Genomic DNA, 25,647 nt, shown 5'->3' with positions numbered 1-25,647 from the left:
ACACAACCGCCGTACGCGTAAGGTTTAAAAAGATTAAATCGTTAAATTTGTCCTTTATAATTCAAAATATGAACCAGGATATCGATAACGACGACGATGTATTCACGGGAAAAGAGCACACGCCACTGCGCGATGACGCTTTCGGCAAAACGCCCGCGGAAAAAATGGAGATTATCCAGCACCATTTCCACCAGATTATGGAAACTTTAGGTCTGGATATGACAGACGATTCATTGAAAGATTCTCCAAAACGCGTCGCAAAGATGTACGTAAACGAAATTTTCGGTGGTCTTCTACCGGAGAACAGACCCGGAATCTCTACATTTTCGAATAAATACAAATACCGCCAGATGCTGGTGGAAAAAGATATCACGGTGTATTCTTTTTGCGAGCATCATTTTCTGCCGATCATCGGTCGCGCACATGTGGCCTATATCTCAAATGGCGAGGTGATTGGTCTTTCAAAAATCAACAGATTGGTTGATTATTATGCACGGCGCCCGCAGGTTCAGGAAAGGCTGACGATGCAGATCGTTGATGCATTAAAATCTGCCCTGAATACCAAAGATGTTGCTTGTATTATTGATGCGAAACATCTGTGCGTAAACTGCCGCGGCATAAAAGATACAGCCAGCTCAACTATCACCGCAGAACTCAGCGGCATCTTCCGGACGAATCCAATCACGCGCCAGGAATTCCTGCATTATGTGGGTAGCCACGCAAAACTGGATTAGAATTAATTTGAATATGGTGATTTGATGATTTGAGAATGTGTGAATTTAAAAATGTGAAAATTGCTTTAATGGCAAGCGCATTTTTTAATTTTTAAACATTCTTGAACGAACTTAAACCTAGAACAGAAACCGATGACCTTAAAAATATACAATTCCCTTAGCGGCGAAAAAGAAGTCTTCAAACCCATCAATCCGAAAACCATCGGCATGTATGTCTGCGGTCCTACGGTTTACAGCAATGTGCATCTCGGCAACGTGCGCACCTTCATGTCCTTCGATTTTATTTTCCGCTCACTTACCCATCTCGGTTACAACGTACGTTATGTGCGGAATATCACCGATGCCGGACATTTGACCGATGATGGCGATGTGGATAATGATCGTTTCGTGAAGCAATCGCGGCTCGAGAAACTGGAACCGATGGAGATCGTGCAGAAATACACGGTAGATTTCCACAAAGTTCTGGATGTTTTCAATTTGCTGCCGCCAACCATTGAGCCAACTGCGACGGGACATATCCTCGAACAGATTGAACTCACCCAAAAGCTCATCGACAGCGGATTCGCGTACGAGAGCAATGGTTCGGTGTACTTTGATGTGGCAGCTTATAACGAACGTGGACTGAACTACGGTGAACTTTCGCGCAGAAATATTGAAGAACTCTTCGCGAATACCCGCGATCTTGATGGGCAAAACGAAAAGAAAAACCCGCAGGACTTCGCGCTTTGGAAAGCCGCGTCACCAGCACACATCATGCGCTGGAATTCGCCGTGGGGCGAAGGTTTTCCCGGCTGGCACCTTGAATGTACGGCGATGTCAACCAAATATTTAGGTGAAAACTTCGATATACACGGTGGCGGGATGGACCTTAAATTTCCGCACCATGAATGTGAAATAGCGCAGGGGAAAGCCTGCAACGGCGTGTCACCTGTGAATTATTGGCTTCATGCCAACATGCTTACCATGAATGGCCAGCGAATGAGCAAATCAACCGGAAACTACATCCTGCCGATGGAACTGGTATCGGGCAGTAACGATTTTTTTGACAAAGCTTTTGATCCGTCGGTTGTAAGGTTCAATTTCCTGCAGGCGCATTACCGCAGTGTGCTCGATATTTCGAACGAGGCGATGCTGGCGAGCGAGAAAGGTCACCAAAGGCTTATGGAAGCGGTGAAAATCGTGTCTGAGTTCGATGAAAGCAGTTGTAAATCTCAGTCAACATTTGATCTTAAAACGTGGAAAGACAAATGTTATGAAGCGCTTACGGATGATTTTAATTCGCCGATATTGATCTCGCATCTTTTTGAGGCTGTAAACTTTATATTTAAGCTTAAGGACGGAAAGGAGAGCTTAGCACTTGAAGATTTCAAGGAACTACAGAACTTGCTGAACGGATTTGTGTTTGATGTACTCGGTCTGAAAACCACTGAGGAAAGTAACCCCGAAAAGCTTGATCAGGCCCTTCAGGTATTAATTGAGCTTCGGAACCAGGCACGCAAAGCCAAAAACTTTGAACTTTCAGACCAAATACGCGACCGGCTGCTGGCTGAAGGTATTGAGCTGAAAGACGGCCGCGAAGGAACCACATATTCACTTTTTTAAACTGTTCTTAATCTATCATAGACTTCCGGAAAACCTGTTTTTCCGGAAGTTTTTCTTTGTAGGAATAATTATTCTCTTTAAACAACTGATTTTCAATAGCTAAGGACTTTAAATTTAATACTGAAAACTCCAGAAAAAAGGGCGTAAATTCCTAAATTGCAGAACAAATTACGTTTAAAATGAAACTATTTTTCAGTATTAATTTCCAGACGAAGGTTGGTGAGAATCTGCAGCTCCTTATCATTGAAAATCAGCACGTAAGTAAGATTTTTCCGCTTTCATATGCCGGTCACGGTAACTGGGAAGCAGAACTCGACTATTTCACACGAAATATTTCGTACCGATATCAGGTTACGGACAACACTGGCAATGTCCTGGATGAAGAATTCAGGTTGCATCAGCTCGATTTTCCTTATCAGTATGATGAGTTTGTAATCTATGATGTCTGGAATCTGAAAAACTTTCCGGAAAATTACCTTAACAACAAAATCCTGAAGAATAAATTAAGTGGTTTTAAGGCTTCGAAACTGCCGGTTCTGAAGAGACATACGCACCTGTTTCGTCTTGAGGCGCCAATTTATAATCCGAATTGGCAGGTTGTGCTTTTGGGTGATGGCAAAGCTTTAGGCAACTGGGAATATTTCAAGACCGTGCCGATGACACAGACCGATTTTGGTGTTTGGGAAGCGGCAATCGAAAGTACTGAAAGCAAAGGATTTCAATATAAATATGGCTTAAAGGATCTGCAGTCCGGCGAAGTCTTCGATATTGAATATGGTGAAAACCGCTTCGCAGGGGGAAATACAGAGAAAAATATACTTCAGATAAATGCGGATCACTTTTTCAGGTTCAAAGGTTTTGAGATGTGGCATGCGGCCGGCGTCGCGGTGCCGGTTTTCGCATTAAGAACAGCAAACGGATTTGGGGTCGGAGAATTTGCTGACCTCAAAGACCTGGCCAACTGGGCTAAAGAAACCAACCTTTCGGTGCTGCAAATCTTACCGATAAACGATACCACGGCAAATTATACCTGGACGGATTCTTATCCGTACGCCGCAATTTCGGTATACGCGCTGCATCCGCAATACCTTGCACTTGAAAATCTTTCTTATACGTTGCCCGAGGATGTGCTTGAAGCATTTAAAAATGAAAAAAATGAGCTGAACGAACTTGGTCTCATAGATTATGAAAGGATGATCCGTGGCAAATGGAAATACTTAAATGCCACTTTTGAAGCTAACAAAACCGAAATTTTAAAAGACCGCGCGTTTAAAAAGTTCCTGAAGGAGAATGAAGCGTGGCTCTTGCCGTACGCGGCTTTCTGTGTTCAAAGAGATAAATACAATACACCCGATTTTAAACTTTGGAAAACGCACCGGAAGTACATTCCGGGCAAAGTTGCACAGTTTTTCAGCCCGAAAAGCAAAGATTTTGAGGCCACAATGCTGCACGCCTGGGTTCAGTTTCAGCTTCATCTGCAATTGAAAGATGCGATAGATTATACGCATCAACTAGGGATTTCTGTGAAGGGAGATTTACCAATCGGTATTTACCGCCATTCTGTGGAGGCCTGGACGGAGCCGAATCTTTTCGGAATGGATTTCCAGGCGGGTGCACCGCCAGATCAGTTTACGGAACTCGGACAAAACTGGGAATTCCCAACGTACAACTGGGAGGCGATGAAAGCAGACGGTTACCGATGGTGGAAAAACCGCTTCAAAGCGTTGGAGCACTATTTTGACGCGATGCGAATCGACCATATCCTCGGATTTTTCAGGATTTGGCGGATGCCGATGGACGCCACGCAGGGGATTTTAGGCTATTTCTACCCGGCTTTACCGGTGACACGGGCTGAATTCGGTACAAGGGATATCGCATTTGATGAGGACCGATTTTGCAAGCCGTTCATTAATGATCAAGTCCTTTGGGATGAATTTGGCAATGAGCGTGATGCAATTCATAATCAGTTTATGAATAATCATTTTAACGGGACGTATAGTTTTAAAGATGAATTTAATTCCCAAAGAAAGCTCACCAACTATTTTAAGCAAAATCCACATTCGTGGGCAGAGGAAAAGCTTATTTCGCTATGTGCGAATGTTCTTTTTCTGAAGGAAACCAAAGATGATGGCGAAACAGTCTATCATCCGCGGTTTAATTTTGCGCAGACGAAATCTTTCCAATATTTGCCGGATGCGGATAAAGGAAAACTACAGGATCTCTACAACGATTATTTCTTCCGCCGGCAAGATGGTCTGTGGTACCGAATGGCAATGGAAAAGCTCCCGATGATCCTTAATGCGACGGATATGCTGATCTGCGGTGAAGACCTCGGCCTTGTACCGGAATCGGTTCCGCTCGTGATGGAGCGTTTGGCAATCACCGCTCTCAAAGTACAGCGTATGCCGTCCGACGATGTGTCCTGGTACGACCCAAAAAACGCTTCGTACATGAACGTGGTGACGGCGAGTTCTCATGACAGTTCTACTTTGCGGCAGTGGTGGCATGAGGATCGGGAAGTGACGCAGCAATACTTCCGCTATCAGCTTGGCCAAGCCGGAACCGCACCTGAAAACCTGGAACCGGAGCTCGCGGAGATCATTATGAAGCAGCATCTTTATAATGAAGCGATGCTTGCCATATTTCCAATCCAGGAGTTTTTGGCGACCGATGCTGCGCTTACACGTGAAAACATGGACGAGGAAAGGATCAACAATCCAGCGGTTTTCCCACATTACTGGCGTTACAGGATGCATCTCAACCTTGAATCTTTGCTGACTGAGACGGATTTTAATACGAAGATTGCAGGTTGGGTGAAAGATTCGAACAGATTTTAAATTTATTTTAAGAATTTAGATAAAAAACGGCTCAACAACAGCTTATTTTTTACAATTTGAAAATCAGCTTATTAGCTGAAATTAACAGGAAGTTAGACCCCCGGGTTTAACTTCTTTTTTAGTTCGCAATCCAACATAAGCATGCTGCCCGTAAAGTATTTACTTATAGCGTGTTAGGCTGTTTTTAATGTTTGTTTTGGCACGTTATTCTTATAGCCTTCAGCGAACAGCAATTTAAAGCAATATTTGAAATGAAAAAATTACTTTTTGGACTTGCAGTGGTTTTCAGCAGCTGGATGTCCGCACAGATTTATCAGGATTATTATCCTACCTCCGGAAGTTCGGTGGGTTATTACGAAGAATACGACGAGTTTTATTTTCCGGACGATTATTATTATGAATATCCCTCAGATTATTATACGCAGGATTTCTACAGGTCTTACTATGATGATTATCGCCGCAGTATCTATGATGTGAACTGGAACCGGTTCTTCTCTATGTACAGACTGTCTCCATGGCAAATCCGCGAGATCATGATGCTCAACGACCAGTTCCAGTCCTATAACGCGTGGAATTCCTTCTACCGCTATAATCCGGACCGTTGGTATTATGACCGTTTCTACGCACTTGAGCGAATTCTCGGGCCGCGGATTTTTGTAATCTTCCAGAATAATTATTATCACGGATACAATCCTGTGATTTATTATCAGAATTACCGCCGTCAGCACTATGCGCCGCACGTGTATATTGTGCCACGCTACCGGAATATCAATGTAAATCGCTACCGCGTAGACCGTGTTCAGTATCATAAAACCAATCCGCGCCAGAAAATTGGCTTCCGTGATACCCATGGAAATGCAAATGCGCAAAATGTCGCGCCGCGGGCAAATGGTTTCCGTGATCATTCTACACCGAACACGGCGGATACAAAAGGTTTGAGAAACGGAACGGCGCCGGCGCCACGCACTGCTCCTCGTCAAAATGATAATACAAGACAAAACGGAATGCGCACGCCAAACGAATCTCTGCGCAATGACAGTGGTTTCAGAAATGATAACAACTCGGGCAACACCAAAGCTCCGTTGAGAAAAATGGAAAACAGTGCACCGAGCCCGCGTCAGCAGTCTCCCGCAACGGGAAATCCGGGTATGTCAGCCGGAACGCCTGGGATGAGGCTTACTTCAAGATAAGTGTTTAGGTTAAGTTATATTGATGTGTTTTTTGAGAGCAACCGTTTTTTGAGCGGTTGCTTTCTTTTTTTATTCATGTCTGTAACATAAAGTTTAAAAACTTAAAAATAAATTGAGTTCGGATTTAACCTAAACAAGCATTCAGTATCAAAACCTCAAATTACCAATAATAAAATTTTTAAAAATGAAAAAGTTATTTTTAAGTGCAGCATTCGTAGCAATCGGAACTTTCGCGATGGCACAGCAGTCTCCAGTGATGCAAAAGAAAGATCCGGCTCAAATGGAGAAGATGAGACAGGAAAAAATGAAGCAGATGCAGACCGAGCTACAGCTTTCTGATGCTCAGGTAACCAAAATAAAAGAGTTACAGGACAAAAGAATGGCCGAAAGAAAGCAAGTTGCTCCTCAAATGCAGGCGGAAAGAAAAGCGAAGATGGAGCATATGAAAGCAAAGCGTGAGGCGATGAACGAGGAAATGCGACAAATCCTTACGCCGGCACAGTACCAAAAATGGGAAGCTAACAAAAAGGCAAAAATGCAGGCGCGACAAGGCAAGATGCAGATGAAAAGAATGCCGGCGGCCAACTAAAGTGTATTTCTCACTAAACTAAAAAAGCGGAAAAGAAATTTTCCGCTTTTTGTTTTGGTAATATGAGCTTGTAATTTATTCGGCTGACTTTGAATTTTTAAAGTATTCAATTCCACACGTGAGAAATGCCTTGAAATCTTCCTTAGACATATATCCACTCACCGGCGTGTTGATCACCTTTCCGTCCGGCATCAGCAAGACATAATGCGGTTGCGAATTATTATTAAAGTTTATCTGCTGGAAAAGGCTCCATTTATCACCGATGGTTTTTATCCTTTTACGCTGACCGTTGCCCATGTCAATTGAAATCTGCTCATTTTCGGGCAGCGCTTCCTTATCATCAACATACAGTGATGCCAGCACCAGATCGTTCTGAAGAATCGGCAGGATATCAGGCTCACTCCACACGAACTCTTCCATCTTACGGCAGTTTTCGCAACCGTAACCGGTGAAGTCGATTAACAGTGGTTTATTTTCTTTTTTGGCAAGTTCAATGGCATCAAAATAATCGTGCGAAGGATGCATGCCCAGAATTCCGTCTTCTTCGTTGTGAAGATAACTCACATTGATCGGGGGCAAGATTCCGCTCAAATGCTGGAGTTTTGGTCGGTCACCCGGAATTAATCCCTGCACCAGATAAATGATGAAACCGATGCCGAGGAAGCCGATGATCGTGCGGGTAAGCGAAATCTGTGGTTTTTTGTCGTCGTGAGGAAAACGAATTTTTCCAAACAGATACAGCACCAAACCGATGGCGATGAGGATCCACAGCACGATAAAAAGTTCTCTTTTGAGGAAGAATGTCTTCGAAACCAAATCTGCTTTTGATAAGAACTTCAAGGCAAGGCCAAGTTCAATAAATCCTAAAACCACTTTTACGGTGTTCATCCAACCTCCCGATTTTGGCAGATTCTGAAGTGCCTGTGGAAACAGTGCTAACAGACCAAAAACAATTGCCCAGCTAAGACCAAAACCTGCAAGTGCAAGCGTCAAAAGCATCGGAACGTCTGCCGAACCGGTTACTGCGCTGCCCAGCAAACTTCCGAGGATGGGTCCGGTACATGAAAATGACACGATTACCAATGTCAGCGCCATGAAGAAAATCCCGATGATTCCGCCCGCATCTTCTGCCTTTGATGAACGGTTTGCGATCGCACTCGGCAATGTGATGTCATAATAGCCAAAGAAACTTCCGGCAAAAAACAGGAAGATGATGAAAAAGGCCACATTCAGCCAAACACTTGTTGAAATCTGGTTGAAAATATTACCCGCGATTCCGTCGATGATGTGGAACGGAACGCTTAATAGCACAAAAATCAACAGGATGAAAAATCCGTAGATAATCGCGTCGCGCTTTCCTTTTGATTTGTTTAAAGTTCCCTTGGTGAAAAACGAAACAGTAAGTGGAATCATCGGGAAAACGCATGGTGTAAGCAAGGCGATCAGCCCACCGATGAAACCGAGCAGAAGGTAGGTCCAGAAATTCTCCGAATTTTGTGGTGCTTGCGTCCCGCAGTTTGTCAGCGGATTCTGAAAGTCGATGGTCGCCACCTTCAGGTCTTTTTTGTTTTCCGTCACAATCTCAGAAGCAGCAACTGGAGCTTCCTCAGGTGCGGCGGTAATAGCGGAGTCAGCGGTTTGCGTCACTTCAGCCGGTACTTCTACTTCTTCGGAACTTCCTGCAGCCGCGGTAGGTTTGATGGTTTGATCAAATTCCAGCGTATTTGGCGCGAGACAGATTCGGTCATCACACGTCATGTAGGTGATTTCAGCGGTTACCGTCGCTGGCGCCGCATTATTTTTAAGCCGGAATTTTTGTTTGAATAGTGCCCGGTCGGAATAATAAACGATTTGCACCCCGAATGCTTCTGAAAACTCGTCATGCTTTTTACCTACTTCCACCACGCCACCGATCAGTTCGATACCCTGTTTTGAGCGTACGATCATTTCCGTTGGGATGCCGGAATCTGGCGGAAGGTCTTTGGAATATATCTTCCAGTTTTTGTCGATTGTTGCTGTCAGTACAGCCTCGTATTCGTTATTTGGAAGTGGATTGACGCTGTAGCTGAATTTTACCGGATTTTTTATTTGAGCCGCGAAAACCTGTGAGAGAAATAGTAAAGAGAGAACTAAGAAATGCTTTAATTTCATTATAAATATCGCTTTTGTGCGGCTGAAATGCCTGCTATAGTGTAATCAGAATTTTATTTTGGCAGTCTTCACCTGCGGCGAAACGCCGGTCTTGCCGAAGCGGAACAATGCCTAAAACATTGTTGTTACCGTCTGTGAGGAGCCAAATATTTTGCTGCTCAAAGGTAGGCAATTTTTCGTCCTTAAAAAACTTGGCAACGGTCTTGCGGCCGCTCATCCCGACCGGACAAATTAGGTCTCCAGATGCTTTTTTCCGGAGTTTGAGCGGAAAACTGATCTTTGAAACATCGATTTCCCACTGTGTTTTTTTAGAAGTCTTTTGCTTATTGATTATTTGCTTCAAATTTATACAGCGGTTTTCGGGTAAAGATTCAGCGACGGTAATCTCCTCGTTTTTCAAATCTGATTCTAAAGGATTTTGATCTTTGATGATTAAAAAATCCCGGTCAACTTCAAGTATAAACGTTGGCGAACGGAAGATCTTACCCTTGGGTGCGGCAAGAATTTTTTTGATTTCTTTGACGGCTTCAAATCCGTATTTCCGAAGGATTTCAAAATGTACAAAATCGCTTTCTTGTCCTAATTTTTGCTTGTCGACCAAGACGGATCCGTCACGGTGTGTGATCAGTTTGCTTTCAATTGCAAGGATTTGTTGTGCAACAAAATCGTTGGTTTGGCTCAGAAACCCAAGGCTTTTAGAGAAATTCTGAAGAAAATTCGGGTTCATCTTATTAAGTGCAGGCACGATTTCGTTTCGGATAAAATTTCGCTGATAGTCGTTCTTTTTGTTTGACAAGTCCTCGCGGAATGCAATATTTCCTGCTTTCGCAAATTCGTAGATTTCGTCTTTCGTAAATGAAAGCAAAGGTCTGATGATTCCGTTTTTATTCGCCGGAATGGCCGAAAGTCCCTGCAGACCGGCCGCGCGGCAAAGATTAATGACAAAAGTTTCAAGCTGGTCATTCAGGTGATGCGCGGTTACAAGGTAATTGAACCCGTTGGAATCCTTAATTTCCTTAAAAAAGCGATACCGTAGATCTCTGGCCCAAACCTGAATGGAACCTTCGGGTTTTTCGTCCTTTACTGAGACTTCATACACGTGCAGCGGAATTTCATTTAAGGTGCAAAACTCTTCAACCAACCTTTGATCAGCATCTGAATCTTCGCCACGCAACTTGTAGTTGACATGGGCTACATGAAACTTCAGGTCTGCTTTTAGAAACAGGTTTAGAAGTACCATGGAATCGGCGCCGCCACTTACTGCTAACAGGTAAGTGGAATTTTCAGCGTCTGCTGCAAGTTGATTCAATTTCTCTCGGAAAGTGGCTTCAGTAAGCAATTTTTAAGGAATATTTAGCAAAGATAATTCTTCCGTTTAAAATGAAATCTCTACTTTTGAAACAACTAAAAATATACTTATGAGAACAGGAAAAATTTTTGCGATCGTGATGATGGCTCTCACACTGACATCATGTGTAAGCAGGAAGCAGTTTGACGCATTAAACGAAAATTACAACCAATGTATCACAAATATCGGCGAAAGACAGCGTGAAATTCAGGACCTAAAATCATTGAATTCGGGTCTGACAAGTGAAAACAACCTGTTGAAAAGCCAAAACGAAGCCCTTAAATCTTCCTTGGATGCGTGTCTGTCTAATACCGGCAAAGGTTCCGCAAATATTGATAAGCTGATTGGCGAGATCAATGCCTCAAACAAATACATCAAACAACTCATCTCTACCAACGCGAAAAACGACAGCCTAAACCTTGCGCTGTCTAACAAACTTAAGCGTTCTCTTGATAACATTGCAGATAACGATGTTCAGGTAAAAGTGCTGAAAGGCGTGGTGATGATCTCACTTAGCGACAAAATGCTTTACAGAACCGGAGATTATAATGTTTTGCCGGCTGCGCAGGATGTTTTGGGCAAAGTAGCACAGGTGATCAATGATTACGATACTTATTCTGTACTGATCGAAGGTAACACAGACAATGTGCCGCTTAATTCTTCCACTCTGCCGAAAGACAACTGGGATCTGTCTGCGCTTAGAGCAACTTCTATGGCCAAAATCCTTCAGACAAAATTTGGCGTGAATCCTGCGAGAATCACTGCAGGTGGACGCAGCGAATACAATCCTAAAACCACCAACGCTTCTGTAAGCGGAAGAGCGGAAAACAGAAGAACTGAAATCATCATCATGCCGAAACTTGATGAATTCATGAAACTGATGGACATCGCACCGGTGAAATAATCGGGATTCAAAAGAACAAAAACGTCGCGCGGGTGAGTCCGGGCGGCGTTTTTTGTTTTTAAAGCTTTAAATTTGAAAAAAATAGAATGAATGAGTTTTTTTGAAGAAAACTATCCTGAGATGGACCGATATTTAGAAATCCATGCTTCCCGGGAACCCGAAATCCTGAAAAGGCTGCGCCAGGAAACATACCGCAAAACTACGCAGCCACATATGATCTCCGGTTATCAGCAAGGTAGGCTGCTCACGATAATTTCGAAGATGATGCGTCCGAAAATGGTTTTAGAGATCGGTACTTTTACCGGTTACGCCACGCTTTGCCTTGCTGAAGGTCTGCACAAAGACGGAAAAATAATCACACTTGATGTAAACGAAGAATTAGAATACCTGCCACGAAAATATTTTAACGAAAGTGAATTTTCAGCACAGATTGATTTCCGCATTCAGGACGCCAAAGATTTCCTTAAAGAAACCGATATGGTTTTCGATCTTGTATTCATCGATGCAGACAAGGAAAACTATGTAGAATATTTTAATCTGATCACGCCAAAGCTGCGCTCCGGATCGGTGGTGCTTTTTGACAATGTACTTTGGTACGGGAAAGTTCTTGATGAAAGCCCAAAACAGAAATCAACACAAAAAATTAAAGAACTCAACGATTTGGTGGCCGCGGATACCGATTTCGAAAATCTTATTTTACCTTTGCGTGACGGGGTAAATTTAATCCGGAAAATATAAGTTCTGCCTATGAAAAGAGCGGTTTGCAACGTTTCAGTAGCGCCTTTGCGCGGAGAAAATTCGCATCAGTCGGAGATGGTTTCTCAGCTGCTGTACGGAGAAAGCGTTGAGATTTTAGAAACGCTGGGCGGTTTTTCAAAAATCCGGATGGATTTTGATCAGTATGAAGGTTGGGTAGATTCTAAGCAAATTAATATGTTCGATTCTGGAGATTCAAATAGCATAATAATTACTGATAATTTTATTTCAACAGAACTTCCCGAAGGTAAGATTCTGTTATCTGCAGGAAGTGAAGTTGATGTAAAATATTTATCGCATGCTCAAAATACGGTATCCACAATAAGCGAAACTGCGTTGTCATTTTTGAATGTGCCGTATCTGTGGAGCGGTAGAAGCTATTTCGGTATAGATTGTAGCGGATTTACCCAAATTGTATATAAAATTCACGGCCGCAAGCTTCCGCGCGATGCGTATCAGCAGGCTGAGATTGGCAGTGTGCTTGATTTTATTGAAGAAAGTGAACCCGGCGATCTGGCTTTCTTCGATGACAGTGAAGGCAAAATTGTGCATGTAGGCATAATGTTAGCCGATCAGCAGATCATTCATGCCTATGGAAAGGTACGCATCGATACGCTGGATTCTCTTGGGATATTCAATAAAGACCTTAACAGGCACACCCACAAACTGCGCTTCGTGAAAAGAATGCAGCGCGATTAAAAAATAATAGCAGTGAAATATGTTTCTCTCATTTTACGCATTATTTCATTTATAATCCTGATCGGCGTCTGGGCTTACACCGCCTTGAATTTTGAGCATTTGCCAGATCAGATTCCTGTTCATTACGATTTTTCAGGTTCTCCGGACCGATATGGTTCGCGCCACTCAATTTGGTTACTTTTATCGATTAATACTGCCGTTTTTATCTTCCTGAATTATCTGTTCCGAAACACTGATTCAGGTTTGCTTAATATTCCGGATAATATCCGCCAGAATAAGCCTTTAACTCAGTTGATTGTCTGCATTTTAATGATTTTGGTGGTTACGCTTTTCGCGATAATTGCATTTGAAAGTATTCAGGCCGGCCTCGGAAATGCTGAAGGGTTAAGTTCTGCGATCAGTTATCTGCTCGGATTTTGCCTGGTGCTTGTTGTGGCAATCTTAATTTATTCGGCAAGGATCAGTAAAAACCAAGCTGGTTAACTTTTAAAGAAAATACTGTTGAAAACCATCTACAACATATTCGTAAGTCTGCTGATAACCGCCATGAAGATTGGCGCGGTTTTCAACTATAAACTCAAGAAAGGTCTGGCCGGCAGAAGACAGAGCTGTGATGTGGTGCAAAATGTTTTTTCGCCGCAAGACCGCGTGATCTGGATGCATGCCGCCAGCCTCGGCGAATATGAGCAGGGTTTGCCGGTTCTGGAAAGATTAAAAACAGAATTTCACGAACACAAGATTTTAGTTACATTTTTTTCGCCCTCTGGTTATGATAATGTCATTCGGAAAAACCACATTGCTGATGCTGTATGTTATCTGCCGTTCGATACAGATAAGTGGGTGAGCGAATTTGTGAATAATTTTACACCCGAAATTTTCATTACCGTAAAATACGAGTACTGGTACAATCTTCTCGATATTTTAAAGAAACGTAACGTAAAAATTTACGTGATTTCCGCGCTGTTTTACGAAACACAGGTCTTCTTCAAAGCCTATGGGAAATGGTTTGTTCGTCAGCTCAAAAACAATGTCGACTGGTTTTTTCATCAGACTCCGCAGTCTACTGCTCTCGCGAAAGGACTTGGCCTGAAAAACTCTTCAACAGCCGGCGACACACGCTTTGACAGGGTGAAGAAATTGCGTGGCCAGGATAATTTTGTGGATTGTATCGATGATTTTATACAAAGCCGGAAAGTGGTTGTCTTCGGAAGCTCGTGGGAATCTGAGGAAAGGCTGGTAGAACTTTTGATTTCAAAAAACCGCGAGGTGAAAATCATCATTGCGCCGCATGACCTGAAACGTGTGCCCGCGATCCGCCAACTATTTCCATCGGCGGTTCTCTATTCGGAATTTGATAATTCCACACTTGCACAATTTACCAATGCTCAGATTTTAATAATAGATTGCATCGGACTGCTTCAAAAACTTTACTCCTACGCAGATGTAGCGGTAGTTGGCGGTGGTTTTCACACCAAAGGTCTGCACAACATCCTGGAGGCTGCAGCTTTTGGCGTTCCCGTGCTGTTTGGCGACCAGTTCCGCAAAAATCCTGAGGCCGATGGTTTGATTGCAATCTCCGGTGCAAAATGTTTCGAAGATGAATTCTTTGCAGCGCCGTATTTGCTCGAACTTCTTCGGAATGATGAACTTAGGCGACAAATCGGCGAGAACGCGCGGCGTTTCATAGATTCACAACCGAACGCCACACAAGCTATTTTGTCTAAAATCTTATCTTAAAAATCCGTCGCTTTTCAGATCTTTCAGAATAATGGCAATATGTTCGGGGATGTTTTCCGGATGCAGCCAGTTTAAATCGAGGCCGTGCTGCAAGGCGAGCTGCGCAAGTTCAGTGTTTTTGAGGATCGATTCGTGAAGATTTTCAAAGTATTCGTTCAGTTCTATAAAATAATCTGAATCGAGTTTTTGGGTGAGTACCAGCGTCCTGAAAATTTTATTAAGCAGATAAATATAAAGCTTGTAGCCATCGCGGAAGTGCGTGGCGAGCGCTAAAATCTCATTGATTAGGAGCAGATTCAACGAAACCTCGCCGAATTTGTCCGAAGTTATCTTTACGTGTTCGGTGATTTTTGCGCTGATTTTGCGGATTAGCCGCAGAAAATGTTTGGCATTCTTTATATAATTTGACGCCGCTGCGACCTCTTCCTTTACTGAATCTTCCAGTTGCGCCCGTTTCTCATCCTGAGTTTCGGGATCGATGAGTTCAAAATATAATTTTTCCGATAGAATTCTGTCCTTTTTCAGCAAACGTATGATCAGCCTGTCTTTTTCAACCGACGAAAACGCGCTTATGGCCTGCTTAAATTCTTTTGAGTACTCCATCAGTTAAAAAATTTAGAATATTTCAGGAAACCGTTCAGCGCCCATTGTGCGGTGTAAAACCCCGATTTTAAAGTGTTGAATCTCATATGGTCTCTGTAAACCAAATATTGGTCTTTGATGATCGATGATTTCCGCCGCGAGATTCCGTTGCTGTGCATCCGGTATTTTGCCATGGTTTTGTTTAATGGTTTGGCTGTCGGGATTTTTTTCAAAAGATTAAGCCACATTACGTGGTCTTCGCGCTTGCTGCCGTTTGGGAAATATTCAATACCGACACGACGCGAATCATACATTGAACTTAAAAGCGAAAGTCTGCAAGTCTTCAGCAAACTGTGAAAATCAACTTCTTTGTCCGCTTTGAAATCATCGAGGATGGGTGTTAGATTTTCTTCACACCGCGCGTAATTCGAATAGGCCAGTTCTGCGCCTTCCTGTTTTAAAAACTGCACCATTTCCAGCAGAAAATTGGGTTCCCAGAAATCATCTGAATCCAGAAAAGTGATATAGCGGCCCGTTGCATTTGAAAGTGAAATATTCCGGGCATGACCGGCGCCACCGTTAGTTTCAGAGAAAGTCAGTTTGATACGCGGGTCTTTACATTCATGAAGAATTGCCACCGAATCATCGCTGGAGGCGTCATCGGTAATCAGCCATTCAAAATCGGTGAAGGTCTGGTTCAGGACACAGCCGATTGTTTGCTTTAAGAATTTTGAAGAATTGTAAACGGGCGTGATGATTGAAACTTCCGGCATCTAATTATGTTTGGACAAAGATATCAATATCACTTAAGCTGAAAGTATTGCTGGCATAATACTTGGAACCCTTTTTTGATAATCCACAAAATCAAAATGTCATGAAAAATTATTTTAACAGCTCAAAAACTAATAGTTCCTGGCTTTTTTACCTTAAATTTCCTGTGCTTGCGCTTCTGGCCATCCTTACTTTATCCGCTTGCAGAACCGATGACGATGAAACCGATATCCCCGAAAACACAATCGTGGGAATTTGGCAACCTTATAAATTATCACAAACTGCCACGCTAAGCACCGGAGCCTATGTAAATGATGTAGCGTACACAAGCTGCCAACAACGCGGAAGAATTATTTTTAACATGGACGGAACGGCTACCGCCAAGACTTACGGTGAAACAGGAGGTTCGTGTGTACTGCAGGATGAAAGCAATTTCAGTTATACTTTTAATCCGGTGACGATGGAATTTAGTATTACAGACGCTGCAGGCATCAAACAGACCGGTTTGGTGAAAGCGCTTAGTGACAGCGAACTCGTTTATGAAGTTTCCGGCACTTATACCTTCCAGGGCGAGCCAAATGTCAAGGTGACGACGACGGTTACAGCCCGACGCGCTAAAGATTAAACCCAGCAGGCTTCAAAACAGTAGGTCCCCACTTCCCGAGTGGGGATTTCTCGTGTGAAAGTGCTATTTTTGTGGGATGTGATTTCTGCAGCAGATTCACATCTTTTAAAGGAAAATTTAAACGAAAACAAACTTCATTAATGTTTTACGACCATCAATCGATTGAAAAAAAGTGGCAAAAGTTCTGGCACGAAAATCAGACATTCCGCACCGAAAATAATACAGAAAAACCAAAGTTTTACGTGCTCGATATGTTTCCGTATCCGTCAGGTGCGGGTTTGCATGTAGGGCATCCACTAGGATATATCGCGTCTGATATCTATGCGAGATACAAAAGGCACAAAGGTTTCAATGTGCTACATCCGGTGGGATATGACAGTTTTGGTTTGCCGGCCGAGCAGTATGCCATTCAAACCGGTACACATCCGGCGATCACGACGGAGCAGAACATTACCAGATACGAAGAGCAGTTGCGTAAAATAGGTTTCTCATTCGACTGGAGCCGCGAAGTCCGCACTTCAGATCCATCCTATTATAAATGGACGCAGTGGATCTTCATCGAGCTTTTTAATTCGTGGTACAATAAAACCACCGATAAAGCGGAGCCGATCAGCAGTTTGATTGAATATTTTGAACAAAACGGTTCGCAAAATCTTTCAGCGACGCAAACTGAAGAACTAAACTTTACTGCAGACGAGTGGAATACTGCTTCCGAACTTGATAAACAGGACATCCTCTTGAACTACCGTTTGGCCTACCGCGCCGAAACAACAGTGAACTGGTGCCCGGGGTTGGGGACCGTGTTGGCGAATGATGAGGTAAAAGACGGCAAATCTGAACGTGGCGGTTTTCCGGTATTCCAAAAGAAAATGATGCAGTGGAGTATGCGTATCACGGCGTATTCTGAAAGACTTTTGCAGGGTTTGCAGCATAATTACTGGCCACAGCCGCTGAAAGATGCGCAGGAATACTGGATCGGGAAATCTGTCGGTGCAAAAGTACATTTTAAAGTTGACGGATCTGATGCCAATATTTCGGTGTTCACCACACGTCCGGATACTATTTTTGGTGCAACCTTCATGGTTTTGGCGCCTGAAAACCCGCTTGTGGAGGCCCTTACGGCTGCAGCCAACAAGGCGGAAGTAGAAAAATACATTTTAGAAACATCAAAGAAAACCGAACGCGACCGGATGGCGGACGTGAAAAACGTAAGCGGAGCCTTCACGGGTGCATATGCGATGAATCCGTTCACACAGCAGAAAATGCCGGTTTATATTTCAGATTATGTTTTGATGGGTTATGGAACTGGCGCTGTGATGGCAGTTCCGGCACACGACGAACGTGACCACCGTTTTGCGAAAAAGTTTGGTTTGGAAATCCGAAATGTCATTAAAAATGATCAGGATATCAATGAAACTTCATTTGATTCTAAGGATTCTGTTTGCGTCAACTCAGGTTTTTTGGACGGTCTGAATTTTAATGATGCTAAAAAAGCAATCATTCAAAAGATTGAAGAACTCGGAATTGGTCATGGAACAACCAATTACCGCCAGCGCGACGCCATTTTTTCACGTCAGCGCTACTGGGGAGAGCCGGTTCCGGTTTATTACAAAGACGGTATGCCGTATACTTTGCCCATTTCAGCTTTGCCGTTGGAACTTCCGGAAGTGGAGAAATATTTGCCTACTGAAGACGGTGATCCGCCTTTGGGCAATGCCAAAACATTCGCCTGGAATGAAGCTACACAGGAAATTGTAGATACGGACCTGATTGATAATCTTACCGTTTTTCCGTTAGAACTTTCTACAATGCCGGGTTGGGCAGGGAGTTCGTGGTATTTCCTGCGCTATATGGATCCTGAGAACGATGAGGTTTTCACGGAAAAAGACCTTTCGGATTATTGGGGTCAGGTAGATCTGTACATTGGTGGAAGCGAGCACGCAACGGGACATTTGCTGTACTCGCGTTTCTGGAATATGTTCTTGAAGGACCGCGGATATATCAATAATGATGAGCCTTTCAAAAAACTGATCAACCAAGGCATGATTTTAGGTATGAGTGCGTTTGTTTACAGAATCGAAGGTTCTAACAAATTCGTGTCTAAAAATGCTGCGCCAGAGCATCAAACCCAAAAAATTCACGTGGACGTTTCCTTATTAAAAGGAACAACAGACGAGCTCGATATCGAGAAATTTAAAAACTGGCGTCCGGAATTTGCTGACGCTGAATTCATTTTGGAGGACGAGAAATACATCTGCGAACGCGAAGTGGAGAAGATGTCGAAGTCTAAATACAACGTCGTGAATCCGGACGATATCTGCGAAGAATACGGCGCTGACTGTTTAAGACTCTATGAGATGTTCCTTGGACCATTAGAACAGTCCAAACCATGGAATACGCAGGGTTTGAGTGGTGTTTACGGTTTCCTGAAGAAATTCTATAATCTTTATTTTGACGGAGATAGCTTCAATGTTTCAGATGAAGAGCCAACTAAAGAAGAATATAAGATACTGCATACACTTATTAAAAAAGTGGTTTCAGACATTGATAATTTTTCATTCAATACATCTGTTTCGTCATTTATGATCGCGGTGAACGAATATCAGAAGCTGAAAACAAACAAGCGGAAGATCCTGGAAGCCCTTGCAATAGTGGTTTCACCGTATGCACCGCACATTTGTGAGGATCTATGGAGCCGTCTAGGGCATTCAACTTCCATTGAGTTTGAAAATTTCCCTGAATTTGAGGGGAAATACCTTGTGGAAGATGAATTTGAATATCCTGTGAGCTTTAATGGTAAGATGAAATTTAAGCTTTCATTACCTTCAGATTTAAGCGTTGAACAAATCGAAGAAAATGTGCTGAAAGACGAACGGGTTATCAAGCAACTGGCGGGAAATACGCCTAAAAAAATAATCGTAGTACAGAAAAAAATCGTTAATATTGTCTCATAAAAATTATTGGAAAAAAAATTTTTGTGCTGTAATCGTAAAAATCCTTCCAGATTTTACGCTTGTTTTCAAAGGTATTTTTGTAAACGCCAATTTTAAATAAAATACATTTTAAAATTTATCAAATCAATAATGGAAGCCGAGTCTTTCAAGCAGTGAAAAAGCACGCATACAACGGCTTGCATTTGCACGATAAATTAATTTGACTTTAATTTACACTCGAAAAATTTAAAAAATAACAATTATAATTTAGTTTAGTATGGAAATGAATGTTTCAAACAATGGGGAGCAAGTAGTTGCTAAAAAAGTAGGAGGATTGAATCCTGCGCTAATCATACCTATTCTTATCCTGATAGGTGTGGCTATTTATTTATTTGTTTTGGGTAGTCCGGGTAACTTTAAGGCTGATCCAAGACTTGAAGGTCTTTCTTCAGTATCATTCTCAGGTTTGGAAACAAAGGAGCTGCATCCTGACGGTTTTATGGGAATTATCTACATGGGTGGACCTATCGTACCAATCCTTATTTCTTTCATGATTATCGTAATCGTATTCTCTGTAGAGAGAGCAATGGTTCTTAGCAAGGCTTCAGGTAAAGGTAACGTAGACCAGTTTGTACTTACTGTAAGAAACCTGCTTAACCAGAATAAAGTAGACGAAGCTTTAGAAGAGTGCGACAGACAGGAAGGTTCTGTAGGTAACGTAGTGAAAGAAGGTCTTACGACTTACAAAGCTTTGGCTCACGATACAGCAATGAATAAAGAGCAAAAAATGGTAGCACTGAACAAGTCTATCGAAGAAGCTACGACACTTGAGATGCCAATGCTTGAGAAAAACATGATGATCCTTTCAACCTTAGGTACAGTTGCAACGCTTGTAGCACTACTTGGAACGGTAATCGGGATGATCAAGGCATTTAGCGCGCTGGGTGCAGGTGGAGGAACACCAGATTCAGCAGCACTTTCTATCGGTATCTCTGAAGCACTTGTAAATACTGCATTAGGTATTGGTACATCTGCGGTTGCAATTATTCTTTATAACTATTTTACTTCTAAGATTGACGGATTAACGTTCAAAATTGACGAGATCGCAATGTCAATCCAGCAGTCATTCGCAGAATTTCACTAAGAAATCTGTGTTGAGTGCGGACCTTCATATTTAACCTGATGGTTGTGTGGTGGTCTAAAGTAGTGAAGTATAATAAATAAATATAAAAATAATGGCGAGAGTCAAACCAAAAAGACATAACATAAGGGTGGATATGACGGCGATGACCGATGTATCGTTTCTACTCCTTACGTTCTTTATCCTCACGGCTCAGTTCAACGTACCCGATGTCGAGACGGTAACCACGCCATCTTCGATTTCTGAGAAGTTACTTCCAGATGCGAGTTTAATGACTGTTCTGGCTACTACTGACGGGAAATTCTATTTCACGCCGGTAGAGAACGGAACGGAAAGAATGCAGCTACTCGATAAGATGGGAGCAAAATATGGAATGAGTTTCACTAACCAGGAGAAAGTGAACTTCGCAAATATTCAGTCTGTAGGCGTGCCTATGAACCAGCTGAAAGGATATCTGAACCTGTCTGATGAGGAACGTAAAGCTTACAAGAGCCCTAACGGGATTCCGATGGACAGCACAAACAAGCAGGTAATCGATTGGGTACAGCAAAGCTTAGCCGTAAATCCCGACTATAAGTTGGCTATCAAGGGCGATGTTCAGACAGAATATCCAAAAGTAAAATCTCTGTTCGAAGGATTGCGTGATATAGATTTCTTGAAATTCTGGTTAATCACAAGTCAGGAGACAGCACAATAATAAAGAAATGGCAGAAGTACAAGTAAAAGATAGCAGCGGGAAAGGTGGCAAGGTGCGCTCGCAGAAGCAGCCACCCCACGTAGACCTTACCCCAATGGTGGATTTGGCGTTCCTTTTGATTACATTCTTTATGTTGGTTACCACGTTTAACAAACCGAATGTGATGGATTTGGGCCTTCCGGCAAAACCGAAAGAGAATATGCCTAAACCGCAGACAACTGAGATTGACCTTTCAAATTCGATTTCATTAATCATAGGAAAAGACAACAGGATTTTCTATCATCAACTTGATCAGGCGGGTCTCAATGAGCAGACGCTTCAGGAAACATCTTTTGATAGAGAAGGGATTACAAAAGTAATCGAGCAGGCAAAAGCAAGAGCTAAAGATCAAAGTAAATTCACTGTGATCATTAAACCGACTGACGATGCCGTATATAAGAACTTTGTAGACATTCTGGATGAAATGGCTATTACCAAGAACGAAATTTACGGTATTACCGATGTGAAACCTTGGGAACAGGCTATTTATGACAGAAAGGTAGGAGGAGCAGCACCGGCTGCACCGGCTGCGGATACAAATTAATCGTAGTAAATAAAGAAGAAAAATGGCAGAAGATAACGCATACAATAGCAATCTTACATTAGATGAAATTGTATTTGAGAACAGAAATAAAGCATATGGCGCTTATGATCTGCGGACGAACTACAGGTCCGTGCTCACAAAGTCATTTATTTTTGGAACCATACTTTTCCTCGTAGCAGCTTTGACTCCGTTTGTGATCATGAAGATCCAGGAGATGAATGCTAAAGAATCTACCGAAGTGAATGCCAATCTGATTGACATCATAGAGGAAGAGCCAATTATCGAAGAGATAAAAGAGGAAGAACCACCACCGCCGCCACCACCGCCAAAAGAGGAGCCTAAGCAGGAAATCATCCAGAACGTGGTACCGGAGCCGGTGAAAGCGCCGAAAGTGGAAACACCGCCGCCGCCAATTACTAAGCAATTAGAAACAACAACAGGTTTGGTAAACCAGGAAGGTGTAAAAACACCGACCTACGCACCGCCGCCACCGCCACCGGGTCCTACCAGATCCACTACTGTGGAAGTGAAGCCTCAGGTTTCAGAAACACAAGTTTACACGGAGGTTGAGCAGCTGGCTGAATTCCCTGGAGGTATTAACTCGTTCAGAAGTAAAGTTCAGAACAGTTTTGATGGTTCGGTGATGGATGGTGATGAAGGGACTGTAAGAACTGAAATTACTTTCGTTGTGGAACGTGACGGCACTATTACTGATGTGAAAGCTAATGGTAGCAATAGGGATTTCAACGCGGAAGCAATACGTACAGTAAAATCTATTAAGAATAAATGGGCGCCTGCAAAAATCAATGGTCAGGCAGTTCGATACAGATTCAGGATGCCTCTTACGATGCAGTTTGAATAATAATCTTAATAAAGTTTAACATTATTTAAAAGAGAAGCACACCGCTTCTCTTTTTTATTTTCTTTATTTTTGTCTATGATCTTTAATTGGCTGTCCCTGATAACCGGAATATTTTATATCATTTTAGGTGTTGTGGTGATTATTTATAAATTCTTTATTATTTACCTCGAACCGCTTATCGCATATTCGCTGGGTGCATTGTTAATACTCTACGGTTTGTTCAGAATTGGCCGTGCAATCTACAGATTACGACAGGATAGAAATGAAGTATAGAATCATATTATTAATAGCGCTTTTCACACTCGCGTCATCATGTAAGAAAAATGAACGTGTGATAGACGATCCCAGCCAGGGAACCATAACGATCGCGGCGGATGAATCTTTCCAGAGCGTTACAGAAGCACTCACCAGTCGCTACATGGCTCTTAACCCCGCTACCAAGATTAATGTTGAAATAAAGAAGGAAGATTTAGCCTTTTTGGATTTATTGGAAAACAAGGTTCGCGCTATCGTGTTATCCCGAGATCTTACCGTCCGTGAAAAGAAGGCATTCAAAGACAAAATTGATCTGGAAATCCAGCCGGCAAAATTTGCTGTTGATGCCGTAGTATTTGTTGTGGCCAAGAACTCTCCTTTAACTTCTGTCTCTTTGGAGCATCTTAAAAGTGAGCTTCTATCCGATGAGAAAAATATTATTTTCGATGGAGCCAATGCCAGCAACCTCAATTTTGTAGCGCAGAAGTTTAAAATGTTGCCGTCAGACCTTAAGTTTTCGGTGATCGCTGGTAACCGCAATATTATTCAACAAATCAACAATTACCCTGGTAAGATCGGTGTAGTGAGTTTGAATACACTTAGCCGGCCATATGATAAGGAGTCAGAGGAATTACGGAATTCAGTAAAAATACTTGGGGTAGAATCTGAAGGAAAAGTTTACTCACCCGATATTACTACGCTTCGGAATATGTCTTATCCATTTACGCGGGTTTTGTATTTCATTACCAATGAACCCTATTATGGATTAGGTAATGGCTTGATCAGGTTTTCCTGCCAGCAACTCGGGCAGATTGTTGTGCAAAAAGAAGGCTTGCAGCCATACAACATTATTCCGCGGGAAGTCCAGATGCGTTGAGCATAGTTTAGCCACAGATTCGTGACCTTGATTAATGGTACGATAGTTGGAAATATTATCGGAACGGAATCATAACGTTTAACAAATTAAAAATTAAGAATAAAGATGAATGTATCAAAGAAAGTTGCCCTAGGAATTGCAACGGTTTTCTTTTCGAATTTTGCGTTTTCACAGACCCTTCAGGAAGGGATTGCGAATGCAGATAGCCATAAATATGCAAAGGCCAAGTCCGTATTCACAGAGATGATCGCAAAATCACCTACGGCAGAGAATTATTTTTACTTAGGAAATTCATATCTCACGCAGTTTGAACCCAATTTCGAACTAGCGCAGGAAAACTTTAATAAAGGTTTAACAGCAGATAAAAAGAGCAATCTTAATAAAATAGGTCTTGCCTCAGTGAAATTGGGCAAGGGAGATAAGTCCGGCATCACTGAGATCCAAAATATTGTAAAGGATGCACGTGATAAAGATGCGGAAGTTTTGTACCGCGCAGCGGAAGCACTTACGCTTTTCGGTGGAGCTCCGAACGCAGATTTGGCTATTGATTATCTCAATCGGGCTGTGGAGAAATCTCAGAAAGGCGGTACGCCGGCTTATTACTATTATACTTTAGGTGATGCTTATCGCCTGAAACTTACAAATAGCCCTCAAGTTGCGGGATCAGCGATGACAGCTTATGACAAAGCATTGCCGGTTGCAAAAAACAAAGCTTCAGTTTATACCAGAATAGGAACGTTGTGGATGCAGGCGCAGCAGTGGCAGAAAGCAAAAGAAAATATTGACCGTGCCATTTCCGCCGATCCATCTTTTGCGCCAGCTTATAAAGCAAAAGCGGCCTATAATATCAGATATCAGCAGAATGCGCTTGCAACACAAGATTTGCTTAATTATGCCAAATATGCCGACGAAGATCCGGATACTCAGCTTGAGATTTCAAAACTCTTTTTCACGAATGAAGATTACGGAAACTCGAAATTATATCTGGACAAAGTATTCGATAAAGTAAGTGATCCTATTAAATTCAAGTTGCGTGCATACTTATTATATGCAGATGGAGATTATACAGGTGCGAAGTCAAGCATGGATCAGTTTTTAGCTAAAGCTGAAAAAAGCAGAGTTCAGCCAGCCGATCAGGGTTTATTGGGTCTTATTTCAGCCGGCCTGGCCGAAAAGGAATCTGATGCTGCGAAAAAATCTGCTTTGATGTCAGATGCACAGCAAAAGATTGCACTTGCGAAAGCTGCTAAGGATGAGACTTTGAACTGGGATTTGGAGCTCGTTAAGATTAAAGGTGGTGGCGGTGTAAGCCAGGCGTCTGTTGATGCTGGTCCTACCAACCCACAAATCGAAGCTTTAAAGAAAGAAGTAGCCACTAAGCCACAGGATACAGACGCTCTGTTTCGTTTGGCAAATGCCTATCATGAAGCCAAAAACTGGAACGGAGCAATCCTTTCATGGCAAAAGATGAGCGGTTTACTTCCAGGTTGGGCGCCGGCTTATTATAGCCAGGGTTATGCGTACCAGCAAGCCGGAAATAATGAGTTAGCGAAAATCGCTTATGAAAAATTCATTACTACGGTAAAACCTGCCGACCTGGAGGCCAATAAGGAAACATTGTCTTACGCTTATTTTGCAATCGCATATTTAGTTCAGGATAGTGATCTTGCAAAGGCTAAACAATATGCAGCGAAATCTGTTGAACTTAATCCTACTTATCAGGACGCGATTAATCTCAATAATAATCTAAGCAAGAAATAATCTTCTTATAATT

General features: G+C 42.5%; 22 protein-coding genes. 18 read left to right on the top strand and 4 right to left on the bottom strand.

Annotated elements, in window-relative coordinates; translation table 11 throughout:
- The first annotated feature begins 68 nt into the window (after positions 1 to 68).
- From folE to QEP06_RS05345, 5 genes are all read left to right on the top strand, one after another.
- Complete coding sequence (gene folE, locus QEP06_RS05365; protein ID WP_285269399.1) at positions 69 to 734, top strand: GTP cyclohydrolase I FolE; 666 nt, start codon at positions 69 to 71, stop codon at positions 732 to 734.
- 132 nt (positions 735 to 866) lie between these two features.
- The gene (cysS, locus tag QEP06_RS05360) at positions 867 to 2,336 is read left to right on the top strand and encodes a cysteine--tRNA ligase (RefSeq protein ID WP_285269398.1); all 1,470 of its coding nucleotides are present in this window, start codon (positions 867 to 869) and stop codon (positions 2,334 to 2,336) included.
- 179 nt (positions 2,337 to 2,515) lie between these two features.
- Positions 2,516 to 5,173 carry a 4-alpha-glucanotransferase gene (locus tag QEP06_RS05355; RefSeq protein ID WP_285269397.1) on the top strand — a complete coding sequence of 886 codons (2,658 nt, stop codon included), beginning with the start codon at positions 2,516 to 2,518 and terminating at the stop codon, positions 5,171 to 5,173.
- A 251-nt stretch (positions 5,174 to 5,424) separates the two neighbouring features.
- The gene (locus tag QEP06_RS05350) at positions 5,425 to 6,363 is read left to right on the top strand and encodes a hypothetical protein (RefSeq protein WP_285269396.1); all 939 of its coding nucleotides are present in this window, start codon (positions 5,425 to 5,427) and stop codon (positions 6,361 to 6,363) included.
- A gap of 184 nt (positions 6,364 to 6,547) precedes the next feature.
- Entirely contained in the window at positions 6,548 to 6,952 is a 405-nt protein-coding gene (locus tag QEP06_RS05345; protein WP_251832882.1) for a hypothetical protein, read from the top strand.
- Positions 6,953 to 7,027: 75 nt separating this feature from the next.
- Here QEP06_RS05345 and QEP06_RS05340 read toward each other — a convergent pair whose 3' ends face one another.
- Both QEP06_RS05340 and tilS read right to left on the bottom strand, forming a co-directional pair.
- Entirely contained in the window at positions 7,028 to 9,103 is a 2,076-nt protein-coding gene (locus QEP06_RS05340) for a protein-disulfide reductase DsbD family protein (RefSeq protein WP_285269395.1), read from the bottom strand.
- Positions 9,104 to 9,137: 34 nt separating this feature from the next.
- Complete coding sequence (gene tilS / locus QEP06_RS05335; RefSeq protein ID WP_285269394.1) at positions 9,138 to 10,412, bottom strand: tRNA lysidine(34) synthetase TilS; 1,275 nt, start codon at positions 10,410 to 10,412, stop codon at positions 9,138 to 9,140.
- A 109-nt stretch (positions 10,413 to 10,521) separates the two neighbouring features.
- Here tilS and QEP06_RS05330 point away from each other — a divergent pair, with 109 nt between their 5' ends.
- The 5 genes from QEP06_RS05330 (at position 10,522) to QEP06_RS05310 (ending at position 14,547) form a co-directional block, all read left to right on the top strand.
- A complete protein-coding gene (locus QEP06_RS05330) occupies positions 10,522 to 11,355 on the top strand; it encodes an OmpA family protein (protein WP_251832885.1) in 834 nt (277 codons plus the stop codon).
- Positions 11,356 to 11,445: 90 nt separating this feature from the next.
- A complete protein-coding gene (locus QEP06_RS05325) occupies positions 11,446 to 12,093 on the top strand; it encodes an O-methyltransferase (protein WP_285269393.1) in 648 nt (215 codons plus the stop codon).
- A 9-nt stretch (positions 12,094 to 12,102) separates the two neighbouring features.
- Positions 12,103 to 12,810, top strand: a complete 708-nt coding sequence (locus QEP06_RS05320; RefSeq protein ID WP_285269392.1) for a C40 family peptidase — start codon at positions 12,103 to 12,105, stop codon at positions 12,808 to 12,810.
- A 12-nt stretch (positions 12,811 to 12,822) separates the two neighbouring features.
- Positions 12,823 to 13,293 (top strand): DUF1648 domain-containing protein, encoded by a 471-nt coding sequence (locus QEP06_RS05315; protein WP_251832888.1) that lies wholly within the window; start codon positions 12,823 to 12,825, stop codon positions 13,291 to 13,293.
- Positions 13,294 to 13,311: 18 nt separating this feature from the next.
- The gene (locus QEP06_RS05310) at positions 13,312 to 14,547 is read left to right on the top strand and encodes a 3-deoxy-D-manno-octulosonic acid transferase (protein WP_285269391.1); all 1,236 of its coding nucleotides are present in this window, start codon (positions 13,312 to 13,314) and stop codon (positions 14,545 to 14,547) included.
- Here the strand turns inward: QEP06_RS05310 and QEP06_RS05305 are convergent.
- Both QEP06_RS05305 and QEP06_RS05300 read right to left on the bottom strand, forming a co-directional pair.
- Complete coding sequence (locus QEP06_RS05305; RefSeq protein ID WP_285269390.1) at positions 14,539 to 15,150, bottom strand: deoxyuridine 5'-triphosphate nucleotidohydrolase; 612 nt, start codon at positions 15,148 to 15,150, stop codon at positions 14,539 to 14,541. The genes QEP06_RS05310 and QEP06_RS05305 overlap by 9 nt on opposite strands.
- Positions 15,150 to 15,902 (bottom strand): glycosyltransferase family 2 protein, encoded by a 753-nt coding sequence (locus tag QEP06_RS05300; RefSeq protein ID WP_285269389.1) that lies wholly within the window; start codon positions 15,900 to 15,902, stop codon positions 15,150 to 15,152. Before QEP06_RS05300 ends, QEP06_RS05305 begins: the two co-directional genes overlap by 1 nt.
- 101 nt (positions 15,903 to 16,003) lie before the next feature.
- Here QEP06_RS05300 and QEP06_RS05295 point away from each other — a divergent pair, with 101 nt between their 5' ends.
- The 8 genes from QEP06_RS05295 to QEP06_RS05260 all read left to right on the top strand — a co-directional run bounded on the left by QEP06_RS05295 (position 16,004) and on the right by QEP06_RS05260 (position 25,634).
- Positions 16,004 to 16,525 (top strand): lipocalin-like domain-containing protein, encoded by a 522-nt coding sequence (locus QEP06_RS05295; protein WP_285269388.1) that lies wholly within the window; start codon positions 16,004 to 16,006, stop codon positions 16,523 to 16,525.
- 140 nt (positions 16,526 to 16,665) lie between these two features.
- Positions 16,666 to 19,479 (top strand): leucine--tRNA ligase, encoded by a 2,814-nt coding sequence (gene leuS, locus QEP06_RS05290; protein ID WP_285269387.1) that lies wholly within the window; start codon positions 16,666 to 16,668, stop codon positions 19,477 to 19,479.
- Between the two features lie 256 nt (positions 19,480 to 19,735).
- Positions 19,736 to 20,602 carry a MotA/TolQ/ExbB proton channel family protein gene (locus QEP06_RS05285; RefSeq protein WP_251832894.1) on the top strand — a complete coding sequence of 289 codons (867 nt, stop codon included), beginning with the start codon at positions 19,736 to 19,738 and terminating at the stop codon, positions 20,600 to 20,602.
- A gap of 91 nt (positions 20,603 to 20,693) precedes the next feature.
- On the top strand, positions 20,694 to 21,296 hold the full coding sequence (locus QEP06_RS05280; RefSeq protein ID WP_285269386.1) for an ExbD/TolR family protein: 603 nt from the start codon (positions 20,694 to 20,696) through the stop codon (positions 21,294 to 21,296).
- A gap of 7 nt (positions 21,297 to 21,303) precedes the next feature.
- Complete coding sequence (locus QEP06_RS05275; RefSeq protein ID WP_285269385.1) at positions 21,304 to 21,879, top strand: ExbD/TolR family protein; 576 nt, start codon at positions 21,304 to 21,306, stop codon at positions 21,877 to 21,879.
- Between the two features lie 22 nt (positions 21,880 to 21,901).
- The gene (locus QEP06_RS05270; RefSeq protein WP_285269384.1) at positions 21,902 to 22,741 is read left to right on the top strand and encodes an energy transducer TonB; all 840 of its coding nucleotides are present in this window, start codon (positions 21,902 to 21,904) and stop codon (positions 22,739 to 22,741) included.
- A gap of 262 nt (positions 22,742 to 23,003) precedes the next feature.
- Positions 23,004 to 23,873 (top strand): PstS family phosphate ABC transporter substrate-binding protein, encoded by an 870-nt coding sequence (locus tag QEP06_RS05265; protein ID WP_285269383.1) that lies wholly within the window; start codon positions 23,004 to 23,006, stop codon positions 23,871 to 23,873.
- Positions 23,874 to 23,978: 105 nt separating this feature from the next.
- On the top strand, positions 23,979 to 25,634 hold the full coding sequence (locus QEP06_RS05260) for a tetratricopeptide repeat protein (RefSeq protein WP_285269382.1): 1,656 nt from the start codon (positions 23,979 to 23,981) through the stop codon (positions 25,632 to 25,634).
- Positions 25,635 to 25,647: the final 13 nt, after the last annotated feature.

It is taken from the genome of Kaistella rhinocerotis (genome assembly GCF_030243905.1).
Taxonomy (GTDB): Bacteria; Bacteroidota; Bacteroidia; order Flavobacteriales; family Weeksellaceae; genus Kaistella; species Kaistella rhinocerotis.
This window is presented reverse-complemented; position numbering and strand designations above follow the sequence as displayed.

Excerpts from the sequence above, each read along its gene's own strand:
- folE (WP_285269399.1), top strand. The coding sequence starts at position 69 with ATGAACCAGGATATCGATAACGACGACGATGTATTCACGGGAAAAGAG.
- cysS (WP_285269398.1), top strand. The coding sequence starts at position 867 with ATGACCTTAAAAATATACAATTCCCTTAGCGGCGAAAAAGAAGTCTTC.
- QEP06_RS05355 (WP_285269397.1), top strand. The coding sequence starts at position 2,516 with ATGAAACTATTTTTCAGTATTAATTTCCAGACGAAGGTTGGTGAGAAT.
- QEP06_RS05350 (WP_285269396.1), top strand. The coding sequence starts at position 5,425 with ATGAAAAAATTACTTTTTGGACTTGCAGTGGTTTTCAGCAGCTGGATG.
- QEP06_RS05345 (WP_251832882.1), top strand. The coding sequence starts at position 6,548 with ATGAAAAAGTTATTTTTAAGTGCAGCATTCGTAGCAATCGGAACTTTC.
- QEP06_RS05340 (WP_285269395.1), bottom strand. The coding sequence starts at position 9,103 with ATGAAATTAAAGCATTTCTTAGTTCTCTCTTTACTATTTCTCTCACAG.
- QEP06_RS05330 (WP_251832885.1), top strand. The coding sequence starts at position 10,522 with ATGAGAACAGGAAAAATTTTTGCGATCGTGATGATGGCTCTCACACTG.
- QEP06_RS05325 (WP_285269393.1), top strand. The coding sequence starts at position 11,446 with ATGAGTTTTTTTGAAGAAAACTATCCTGAGATGGACCGATATTTAGAA.
- QEP06_RS05320 (WP_285269392.1), top strand. The coding sequence starts at position 12,103 with ATGAAAAGAGCGGTTTGCAACGTTTCAGTAGCGCCTTTGCGCGGAGAA.
- QEP06_RS05305 (WP_285269390.1), bottom strand. The coding sequence starts at position 15,150 with ATGGAGTACTCAAAAGAATTTAAGCAGGCCATAAGCGCGTTTTCGTCG.
- QEP06_RS05300 (WP_285269389.1), bottom strand. The coding sequence starts at position 15,902 with ATGCCGGAAGTTTCAATCATCACGCCCGTTTACAATTCTTCAAAATTC.
- QEP06_RS05295 (WP_285269388.1), top strand. The coding sequence starts at position 16,004 with ATGAAAAATTATTTTAACAGCTCAAAAACTAATAGTTCCTGGCTTTTT.
- leuS (WP_285269387.1), top strand. The coding sequence starts at position 16,666 with ATGTTTTACGACCATCAATCGATTGAAAAAAAGTGGCAAAAGTTCTGG.
- QEP06_RS05285 (WP_251832894.1), top strand. The coding sequence starts at position 19,736 with ATGGAAATGAATGTTTCAAACAATGGGGAGCAAGTAGTTGCTAAAAAA.
- QEP06_RS05280 (WP_285269386.1), top strand. The coding sequence starts at position 20,694 with ATGGCGAGAGTCAAACCAAAAAGACATAACATAAGGGTGGATATGACG.
- QEP06_RS05275 (WP_285269385.1), top strand. The coding sequence starts at position 21,304 with ATGGCAGAAGTACAAGTAAAAGATAGCAGCGGGAAAGGTGGCAAGGTG.
- QEP06_RS05270 (WP_285269384.1), top strand. The coding sequence starts at position 21,902 with ATGGCAGAAGATAACGCATACAATAGCAATCTTACATTAGATGAAATT.
- QEP06_RS05265 (WP_285269383.1), top strand. The coding sequence starts at position 23,004 with ATGAAGTATAGAATCATATTATTAATAGCGCTTTTCACACTCGCGTCA.
- QEP06_RS05260 (WP_285269382.1), top strand. The coding sequence starts at position 23,979 with ATGAATGTATCAAAGAAAGTTGCCCTAGGAATTGCAACGGTTTTCTTT.